At 63.9% G+C, this 7,642-nt stretch carries 9 protein-coding genes and 1 pseudogene; 7 read left to right on the forward strand and 3 right to left on the reverse strand.

Annotated elements, in window-relative coordinates; translation table 11 throughout:
* From Q0L57_RS00645 to Q0L57_RS00660, 4 genes are all read left to right on the forward strand, one after another.
* Positions 1–286, forward strand: a 286-nt coding sequence (locus tag Q0L57_RS00645; protein WP_296736354.1) for a substrate-binding domain-containing protein, incomplete at its 5' end; no start/stop codon positions are given.
* Positions 283–1,266, forward strand: coding sequence for a 2-hydroxyacid dehydrogenase (locus Q0L57_RS00650; RefSeq protein WP_296736356.1), 984 nt, complete (start codon positions 283–285; stop codon positions 1,264–1,266). The genes Q0L57_RS00645 and Q0L57_RS00650, both read left to right, overlap by 4 nt.
* A gap of 80 nt (positions 1,267–1,346) precedes the next feature.
* Entirely contained in the window at positions 1,347–1,736 is a 390-nt protein-coding gene (locus Q0L57_RS00655) for a hypothetical protein (RefSeq protein ID WP_296736359.1), read from the forward strand.
* A 116-nt stretch (positions 1,737–1,852) separates the two neighbouring features.
* Entirely contained in the window at positions 1,853–2,524 is a 672-nt protein-coding gene (locus Q0L57_RS00660) for an outer membrane protein (RefSeq protein ID WP_296736360.1), read from the forward strand.
* A gap of 43 nt (positions 2,525–2,567) precedes the next feature.
* Here Q0L57_RS00660 and Q0L57_RS00665 read toward each other — a convergent pair whose 3' ends face one another.
* The 3 genes from Q0L57_RS00665 to Q0L57_RS00675 all read right to left on the reverse strand — a co-directional run bounded on the left by Q0L57_RS00665 (position 2,568) and on the right by Q0L57_RS00675 (position 5,585).
* Positions 2,568–3,359 (reverse strand): gamma-glutamyl-gamma-aminobutyrate hydrolase family protein, encoded by a 792-nt coding sequence (locus Q0L57_RS00665; RefSeq protein ID WP_296736362.1) that lies wholly within the window; start codon positions 3,357–3,359, stop codon positions 2,568–2,570.
* A 117-nt stretch (positions 3,360–3,476) separates the two neighbouring features.
* Entirely contained in the window at positions 3,477–4,505 is a 1,029-nt protein-coding gene (locus Q0L57_RS00670) for a zinc-dependent alcohol dehydrogenase family protein (RefSeq protein ID WP_296736364.1), read from the reverse strand.
* Positions 4,506–4,679: 174 nt separating this feature from the next.
* On the reverse strand, positions 4,680–5,585 hold the full coding sequence (locus Q0L57_RS00675; RefSeq protein WP_296736367.1) for a branched-chain amino acid ABC transporter permease: 906 nt from the start codon (positions 5,583–5,585) through the stop codon (positions 4,680–4,682).
* 92 nt (positions 5,586–5,677) lie between these two features.
* On the opposite strand from Q0L57_RS00675, the gene Q0L57_RS00680 reads away from it, so the two are divergent.
* The 3 genes and pseudogenes from Q0L57_RS00680 to Q0L57_RS00690 form a co-directional block, all read left to right on the forward strand.
* Positions 5,678–6,286, forward strand: coding sequence for a CGNR zinc finger domain-containing protein (locus tag Q0L57_RS00680; protein ID WP_296736369.1), 609 nt, complete (start codon positions 5,678–5,680; stop codon positions 6,284–6,286).
* On the forward strand, positions 6,279–6,809 hold the full coding sequence (locus Q0L57_RS00685; RefSeq protein ID WP_296736372.1) for a hypothetical protein: 531 nt from the start codon (positions 6,279–6,281) through the stop codon (positions 6,807–6,809). The genes Q0L57_RS00680 and Q0L57_RS00685 overlap by 8 nt, the downstream gene beginning before the upstream one ends.
* 207 nt (positions 6,810–7,016) lie before the next feature.
* A pseudogene (locus Q0L57_RS00690) lies at positions 7,017–7,642 on the forward strand (indolepyruvate ferredoxin oxidoreductase family protein); the annotation flags it as partial.

Below are 7,642 nucleotides of genomic sequence, written 5' to 3' on the forward strand. Positions count from 1 at the left end.
CTGCTGGAACGATCTGGTCGCGATCGGGCTGATGAACGGCATCGCGCGCGCCGGCATGGTGCCGGGAGTGGACATCTCCGTCACCGGCTATGACGATCTGGAGGAGGCGGCAATCGCGACGCCCGCGCTGACTACGGTGTGGAACGGCCAGCGCGAGGTTGGCCGCCGCGCCGCCAGCGCCCTGCTTGACAAGCTGAATGGGCAGGCCGTGCGACCCTCGCAGGAACTGATCAAGCCGGAGCTGCATGTGCGGCAGTCGACCGGCAAGCCGGTGGAGCGCACGTGACCAAAGCCGAGGCAGCGTCGCCGGTCGTCATCCTGGTGCCGGGCGACTTCAACGACCATGCCGTCGGCCGCATCGATGCGGCGTTCCACCGCGTCGGGATCGAGCGCGCCGATCCCTCGCTGGTGACCGACGAGATGCGCGCGACTGTGCGCGGCATCGCCTCTTACGCGGGCATCAACGCGGCGATGATCGATGCGCTGCCAAATCTCGAGATCATCGCCAGCTTCGGCGTCGGTTATGATTCGGTCGACGCCAATCATGCGGCCAGGCGCGGCGTCATGGTCACCAACACGCCCGACGTCCTGACCGAGGAAGTGGCGGACACGGCGATCGGACTTTTGATCAACACGGTGCGCGAACTTTACGCTGCCGAGAAATGGTTGCGCGACGGCAACTGGGTGAAGAAGGGCAACTACCGCCTGAGCCGGCTTACTTTAAGGGGCCGCCGTGTAGGCATCTTCGGCATGGGCCGCATCGGTCTTGCCGTCGCTCGCCGCGTCGAGGCTTTCGGGCTGCCGGTCGCCTACCATAACCGCCGCAAGGTCGAAGGCCTGGCCTACGAGTACCATTCGACGCTGAAGAGCCTCGCGGAAGCGGTAGACACCTTGATTTGCGTGGCGCCCGGTGGCGTCTCAACCGAGAAGGCGGTCAATGCCGAGGTGCTGTCGGCGCTGGGTTCGAACGGTGTCCTGATCAACATCGGCCGCGGTAGCGTGGTGGACGAGGCGGCGCTCGCCTCCGCCCTCAAGGATGGCGTCATCGCGGCGACCGGGCTCGATGTCTTTGCCGACGAACCGAATGTGCCGTGGGGGCTGCTCGACGCGCCCAACGCATCGCTTCTGCCGCATGTCGGCTCCGCTTCCGAACATACGCGCCGCGCCATGGCGGATCTGTGCGTCGACAATCTCGTGTCCTGGTTCGCGGAGCGCCGGCCGCTGACCCCGGTGCCGGAGACGATCAACGTCAAACCGCGTGTTTGATGGCCGGATTTTAACATCCGTTAACGCCGGCTTAACCCTCTGAAATCATTCTGCATATGGTTAATGGGTGGAGAATCAGAGTGAAGTTGCTTGCCGGTTTGGTTGCGTCGGCCGCGTTGTTTGGAGGATCACAGTTTCTGCATGACGGTGACGGCCAGGGTTTGGCTAGGGAGATCGCTACATCCAGCACTTACACGTTGACGGCCAATGGCGACGAGGCGGCATGCGCCGTCCGGCGCGGCGCCGAGGTCGCGGACGGTCTGTCTCGGCTCACGGTCTCCCAGAACTGCCGCGATCTGATGCCCGGCATAGAGCGCGTGAAATTCTGGCGCGAGCAGGCTGACGGCTCCGTCGCCTTCAGCGAAAATGGCGTCGATCCGATCGTCACCTTCGGTGTCGCCGATGGCGACGGCTACGAATCCTACGCGCCGGCGAACCCGCTGCTGGCTCTGGCGGCGAGTGGACGTTAATCGGCAAAGCGTGGCTGTTTTGCAACTCCAGATTGGAAACAATCGCCAAGATACTCGCGCGTCTTGCGCGGCCGTCTGATTTTTGTAGTTTGGCTGCGGGTTTCTTGGGGGTTTTTATGAAGTCGATTCTTGTTGCGTGTACTATTCTCATAGCGCTTCCGGGCGGTGCATTCGCCGCTGATGCTCTTGTCTCTCCTCCCACAGTTTACGACTGGAGCGGCTTCTATGGCGGCGTCCAGACCGGTTATGGCTGGGGCCGCGTCAAGAGTCACGATGAAAGCAAATCCACTGGTAATTCCGATTGGGCCGACACCTGGAACAGCAACGGGGTTCTGGGTGGCATCCACCTTGGTTACAACCAGGCCTACGATTCATTAGTTCTCGGCGCCGAAGCCGACATCGAAGCTTCGGGGATGAGCGGCTCCGTGGATTCCAGATTCGCTGGAAACATCAACACCAAGATAGACGTTCAGGGCTCGTTGCGGGCTCGCCTCGGCTATGCAATGGGCCCGGCTCTTCTATATGCAACAGGTGGTCTGGCCGTAGCGCACTTCAAGACCCACTACGTTGAGGGTACGACGACCGACAGTTCATCCAACACCAAAGCCGGATGGACGCTGGGCGCTGGTGTCGAGTATGCCTTCGCGCCGAATTGGACCACGCGTGTTGAATATCGCTACAGCGATTTTGGTAAGTTCACTGACAATCCGGCGACCGACAGCGGCTATCTGTACCCGACGCATATGACGACAAACACCGTCCGCGTCGGCTTCAGCTACAAATTCTGATAACGATTGAGTGCAGGGGCGGCACAGAGCCGCCCTTGTCTCTTTACTCCGCCGCCGCGCGGGCGCCGGCTTTCGCCGCCGCGTGCAGGCGCACGGCATCGCCGAAGGCGCGGAAAATTTTGGCCGAGGCGTTGTCCGACTTCACCCAGTACTCCGGGTGCCACTGGACGCCGACGGCGAAGGCGCGAGAATCCTTGGCCGACACCGCCTCGACGGTGCCGTCGCTTGCCACTGCCTCGATCTGCAGTTTCGCACCGAGCCGCTCGGCAGCCTGGCGGTGCACGGAATTGACCATGATCTCGCCGGCGCCGAACACGCCCGCGAGGCAGCTGCCCGGCTTGATCGTCACTTTCTGCCGGATGCCGAACCGCTCGTCCTGGTCGTCGCTTGCCGGCGCGCGGTGGTCGAGCGAGCCTTCGCGTTCCTGGATCTCGGTGGCGAGGGTGCCGCCAAGCGCAACGTTCATCTCCTGGATGCCGCGGCAGATGGCAAGCAGCGGCACGCCGCGCTCGATCGCCTTGCGGATCAGCGGCAAAGTGGTTGCGTCGCGCGCGGGGTCATAGGGCCCGTTCTTTTCGCTCGCGTCGCCACCATAGAGCGACGGATGCACATTCGACTTCGAGCCGGTGACCATGACGCCGTCGACCGAGGACAGCAACTCGTCGAAATCCAGCCGGTCGCCGAAGGATGGCACCAGCACCGGGAAAACGCCGGCGCCCGCGATTGCCGCCTCCAGATATTGCTGTGGGGCGGCATGCCAGGTGTAATTGTCGAACTGGCGAACGTCGGTCGAAATGGCGACGAGCGGCTGCTGCATTTTGGGTTTGGTTTCCATCAAACGGTTTGTCCTGCCCGCAAAATAGGCGATCCCTCGCGGCTTTTCCATGGCAAGTTTCGTCGCCTTGCATGGGCCACCGAACGGGTGTGTGAAGGCGATTGAGCGGCCTTGCTGTCAACCGCGTTGCGGCACCACCAGGACTTTGACCTCGCCCGGCACGGGCGGGCCTGCGATCACAGCAGCGGCCTCGTCGAGCGAGACCTGCCTCGAGATGAGCTTGTCGATCTCGATCGCACCCGCGGCAATGAGCTCGGCGGCTCGCCTGTGCGTGTACGGGTTGAGGAAGGAGCCGAGCACCCTCAGTTCACGGAACAGCAGGTCGAACGGCTCGAACGCCGCTAACATGCCTTGAGGCGTCACGCCGATGATGATGACCGTGCCGCCGGGCCTAGCCAGCCGCATCGACTGCTCGACGGTTTCCCTGACACCGGCGCATTCGAGCACCACGTCGACACCGCCGGGCACCAGGCCCGCCGGCCCGCTGATGGTGTCGATGACATCGATGGCAGAGGGATCGACCGTCGCTGTCGCGCCGAGTTCCTCGGCGAGCGCCCGCCGCGACGCTTGCCTGGTCGAAAGGATTACGGTCGCAGCACCCGCAAGTCGTGCCAATTGCACGGTGAGCAGCCCGATCACGCCGCCGCCGAGCACCACGACCGAGGCTCCCGGCCTGATTTCGGCCAGGTCCACGCCATGCAGGCAACAGGCCAGTGGCTCGCAGAAGGCTCCGTGCATCGGGTTCAGCCCAGCTGGCAGCAGGAATGCCTGCTTCTGCGGCATCACGACATAGTCGGCGAAGCCGCCGTCGCGATGAATGCCGATGGCGCTAAGGTTGCGGCAGAGATTGACGCGCCCCGCATGACAGTGGCTGCAACGCCCACAGGCTATGTTCGGATCGCCGGTGACCCTGTCGCCCACGGAAAAGCCGGACACCGATGAGCCGATAGCCTCGACGATGCCGGAAAATTCATGTCCTGGCGTTACCGGCGGCCTGCAGGGAAACTCGCCGTGAAAAAGGTGGCGATCGGTACCGCAGACGCCGCACGCCTCGACGCGCACCAGAAGCTCGTCCGGCCCGGGCGAGGGCTTGGCCATTTCGCGCAGGGCGATTACGCCCACGGCCTCGAGGCGCAACGCTTTCATGACCGTTTCTCCGCCGTGGCGGGAAGGATCAGCCACTATGTCCATTCGCAGAAATCCGTTCGCCAAGCCGCGCAATTCGGCCAAACCGTATGCAGGGCGGCTCGGATGGTCAACAGTGCAGGGCCACGGCTTCGTTACGGTGCTTCAAGGTCTAATTGAACCGCGGGACCCTCGTCATACGATCTTGGCCTGGTCGCGGCCTGCGCCGATCAGCACCAGCATGGCGACCAGGAACAGATACATCCAGGCATCGCGCCACTCGAGCGGGAAGTAGCCGGCCCAGAGCGATTCCGCCATGCCGAAGGCCGCGGCGCCGAACGCCGCCCTGAGCGGCGACATGTAGCCGCCGACCGCGGTCACGAACAGGATCTTGAGGCCGTAGACCAGACCGGTGCCGAAGCTGATGTTGCCGTAATAGAGGCCTGCGAGCACCCCGGCCATGGCCGCGCAGAAGCCGCCGAACAGCACCGCGCGGCGGAACACGGCGCGCACGTCGATGCCGCACATCGCCGCCGCCTTCGGGTCGTCGGACACGGCGCGCCAGGCGCGACCGAAGCGCGACCGGGAAAAGAACCAGGCGGCCAGCGCCACGACCGCGACCACGGCCGCGCAGTCGAGGAGCTGAATGACGGTGAGCGTCACCTTGAAGCCGGCGCCTTCGGCGAAGATCACGGGATCGGCCAGCATCGGCGGTAGCCACAGATCGTGCGTGTTGGCCGCGATGCGGCTTGCCTCGGACAGGAACAGCAAGATGCCGAGCGTCGTCACCACGATGGCGTTGGGCGACCGGTCGGCAAGCCTCTCGAAGACGCTGCGCGACAAGATATGGCTGATCAGCGCGGCGTAGAGCAGGGCCGCGACCACGCCAAGCGCCACCGAGGCGAACAGCGTCAGCCACAGCGCCTGGTAGCCGAAGGCGGCAGTAAGGATCATCGTCTGGCCGCAAAAGGCAAACAACGCCCCATAGGCAAGGTTGGTGCGGTGCAGGATGCCGTTGGTCAGCACGTAACCAAAGGCGAGCAGAGCATAGAGCGCGCCCGAATGCAGCCCGTTCAGAACCTGCTGGAAGAAATAGAGCATGCGACATCCTACGGCCGATGGATCCGGGCCGCCGGAAAAGTTGCACTCGGATTCTAACTTGTCAAATGCGTTTTATCGGTTAGATTCCAGCTATGACAGTCTCCTGGACCCCGCATCGCTTCACAGGTGGCATTCTCGCCCTGGACACGGCGAACACGGTCGTACTGCGCAACGATCCGGAAAAGACCTTCGACCGTTTCGACGATCCGGCCGAGATCGCCCGCTTCGCCGAGGCCGCGAGTGGCTTTCGCGCGGCCGAGCTCGGCGGCCGGCGGCTCAGGGCCCCTGATCCGGGCGACATAAAGCCAGCTGTCGTTTCGATGCGCGAAGCAACCGATCGACTGTTTCGCCATGCCGTGTCGAAAGGCGCGATTGCCGTCGAGCTTCTGCCGGAGTTTCTCGCGGCCTGCGCGACCGGATTGTCAGGCAGCTCTGCCGAAATCGGTGCGCCCGGTCAGCCGTTCGGCGACCCGGCGACGCCCATCGCCTTCGAGGCGGCGCTTGCCGTCTCCGCCCTCTCGCTGCTGCGCGACGAAACCATCGCCAGGCTCAGGATCTGTCCCAACTGCAGCTGGCTGTTCATCGACCGCAGCCGCAACTCCAGCCGTCTCTGGTGCGACATGGCCGTCTGCGGCAACCGCCAGAAAGCGAACCGTCATTATCGCCGCCGCACGGCGGTCAGGGAGGCCTCCAATGACTAGCAGGTTTTCACGTTCGATCGTTCTCGGCGCCGCCTTGATCGCCTCCGTGGCGCTCGGCGCCTGTCGTGACACCGGCAAGGATCAGCTCTTCGCCATTTCCGGCAAGCTGTTCGAATTCAACTACAGGCTCGGCATCGCCACCTATGTCATCACGCTGAGGCCGCTGCGGCCCATGGTCGAAGGGCAGGTCGCCATCGTGAATTTCCAGAACCCGGCCGGCGGCGACCCGATCATCGTCAACCAGAAGATCTGGCCGAAATTGCCGCACATCACCCTGACCAGCCCGCCGCTCACTTGCGTCGTCAAGGACAAACCCTATGCCGTCTCGATCCGCATCGAGGATTCAAGCGGTACCTTGCTTCAAAGCATCGACACCACGATGGCCTCTACGGAAGATCAATCCATGCTGCCCGACCGGCCGCTCGTCATCGGGCCGAAATACGAGCTCAATCCCGACCTGGCCGGCCACCCGGACGGCAAGCTGCCCGACGCGCCGAAGCCGGACTGCTCGAAAGCGGTCTGACGGCGCCGGCCGCTTGAAATTTTCGTGCTTTGCAAGGCGCCTGGCGTGATCTTGAATGCGGCCGCCGACTGCCAGCGGATCATTTGTTGCGTCTCGGCTGGCATCTGCGATTTTGTTTGACCTCTCCCGCGCGGGAAGAAAGACTGCGGCGTCCCACCCGGCGCTGGTCGCTTCGTTTGAAGCGCGCCTCCGCGAAGGAAATGCCTGATGACGCTGCACGACGTCGCGCTCGACGACAAGTTCGACCTGGGCAAGGAGCGCGTCTTCCTGTCCGGCGCGCAGGCCGTCGTGCGCATGCTCTTGATGCAGCGCGAGCGCGACCGCCGCGCCGGCCTCAACACCGCGGGTTTCGTCTCGGGCTACCGCGGCTCGCCGCTCGGCGGCCTCGACATGCAGCTGTGGCGGGCAAAGAGGCAGCTTGCCGAGGCCGACATCGTCTTCCAGCCCGGCCTCAACGAGGAACTGGCCGCCACCGCCTGCTGGGGCTCGCAGCAGACTGAGTTGCTCGGCGAGGGCACCCATGACGGCGTCTTTTCGGTCTGGTACGGCAAGGGGCCGGGCGTCGACCGCTCCGGCGACGTCTTCCGCCACGCCAATCTCGCCGGCTCCTCGAAGCATGGCGGCGTGTTGGCCCTGATGGGCGACGACCATATGGCCGAGTCCTCGACCAACGCGCATGCCACCGAGTTCCTCTTCGTCGACACCATGGTGCCGATCCTCAATCCGGCCGGCGTCCAGGAGATCATCGACTACGGCCTCTACGGCTTTGCCATGTCGCGCTTCGCCGGCACCTGGGCGGCGATCAAATGCGTCAAGGACAACATCGAATCGAC

This window comes from Mesorhizobium sp. (assembly GCF_024509055.1).
Lineage (GTDB): Bacteria > Pseudomonadota > Alphaproteobacteria > Rhizobiales > Rhizobiaceae > Mesorhizobium.

Excerpts from the sequence above, each read along its gene's own strand:
- Q0L57_RS00675 (WP_296736367.1), bottom strand. The coding sequence starts at position 5,585 with ATGCTCTATTTCTTCCAGCAGGTTCTGAACGGGCTGCATTCGGGCGCG.
- Q0L57_RS00685 (WP_296736372.1), top strand. The coding sequence starts at position 6,279 with ATGACTAGCAGGTTTTCACGTTCGATCGTTCTCGGCGCCGCCTTGATC.
- Q0L57_RS00665 (WP_296736362.1), bottom strand. The coding sequence starts at position 3,359 with ATGGAAACCAAACCCAAAATGCAGCAGCCGCTCGTCGCCATTTCGACC.
- Q0L57_RS00680 (WP_296736369.1), top strand. The coding sequence starts at position 5,678 with ATGACAGTCTCCTGGACCCCGCATCGCTTCACAGGTGGCATTCTCGCC.
- Q0L57_RS00660 (WP_296736360.1), top strand. The coding sequence starts at position 1,853 with ATGAAGTCGATTCTTGTTGCGTGTACTATTCTCATAGCGCTTCCGGGC.
- Q0L57_RS00670 (WP_296736364.1), bottom strand. The coding sequence starts at position 4,505 with ATGAAAGCGTTGCGCCTCGAGGCCGTGGGCGTAATCGCCCTGCGCGAA.